Below are 1,099 nucleotides of genomic sequence, written 5' to 3' on the forward strand. Positions count from 1 at the left end.
ATTCAATTTACTCCGAAGTCCCATGATTTTGGTGTAGAAGCGATAGCGCCTGGTTACCGATGGCTAAAGTTATTTGACGACGGTCGTTTAGAGTCAAAAGTTTCAAGAGCTGAAGATTTTCAGTTTAATTTAGATCTCGAGAGTAATGGCTATTGAAGTCTGTTATTTATTTACATGGTTTCAATAGTTCACCACAGTCTCACAAAGCCCAGTTATGCAAGGCTTATTTTGAGCGACAATGCCCTGGGCTTCGTTTAGAAATTCCAAAACTCCCCCCATCGCCACGCGAAGCGATTGCTCTGGTAGACAAGCTGATTGAAAGCATTGGTGTACAGAATCTGCTCGGATTCATTGGTAGCTCGCTTGGTGCTTATTACAGTATGCACTTGCTTGAGAGGTACTCTTTGCCGGGCTCCTCTCTGAAGGCAGTTTTGATCAACCCTGCTTTAAAGCCTTACGAACTGCTCGTTGATTATCTAGGTGAGAATACTAACTACTACTCTGGCGAAACCTACACTGTATTACCTTCACATATGGATGAGTTAAAGTCTTTGGAACTAAGCCCTAAGCAGAATGCTTCGTTGGTCAGTTCGGTTAATGTTTATATCATGACGCAAACCGGAGATGAGGTCTTGGATTTCGCACAGGCTTTAGCATGTCTGCCTAAGGCTAAACTCTGGGTTCAGGCCGGTGGTGATCATGCATTTTGTGATTTTGAAAAGGTTTTGCCTTCCCTGCAATACTTTCTTTTATAGTCAGCGAATCGTCGCTATTTATGCCTTATAAAATAATTGGTGGTTTTTTCCCCAGTCAATCAGGTAAAATGCCGCTCTAATTTTACTCTATTTATTCCTAACTTCTCGGAGAATGCTCTTGGGCTCAAAAACCGCATTATATGAGGTGCATCAGGATTCCGGTGCCAAGATAGTAGATTTTGGTGGCTGGGACATGCCTTTGCATTATGGCTCTCAAATTGAAGAGCATAAAATTGTGCGCCAAAGCGCGGGTATGTTCGATGTGTCGCACATGACAATTGTTGATGTACAGGGTAAAGACTCTCGTGACTATCTTCGTTATTTGTTAGCGAACGATGTCGACA

1 protein-coding gene and 1 pseudogene are annotated in these 1,099 nt (G+C 42.7%); both read left to right on the plus strand.

Annotated elements, in window-relative coordinates; genetic code table 11:
* Positions 1–152: 152 nt before the first annotated feature.
* Complete coding sequence (locus A3756_RS23470; protein ID WP_068554810.1) at positions 153–755, plus strand: YqiA/YcfP family alpha/beta fold hydrolase; 603 nt, start codon at positions 153–155, stop codon at positions 753–755.
* A gap of 118 nt (positions 756–873) precedes the next feature.
* A pseudogene (gene gcvT / locus A3756_RS23475) lies at positions 874–1,099 on the plus strand (glycine cleavage system aminomethyltransferase GcvT); the annotation flags it as partial.

This window comes from Oleiphilus sp. HI0086 (genome assembly GCF_001635225.1).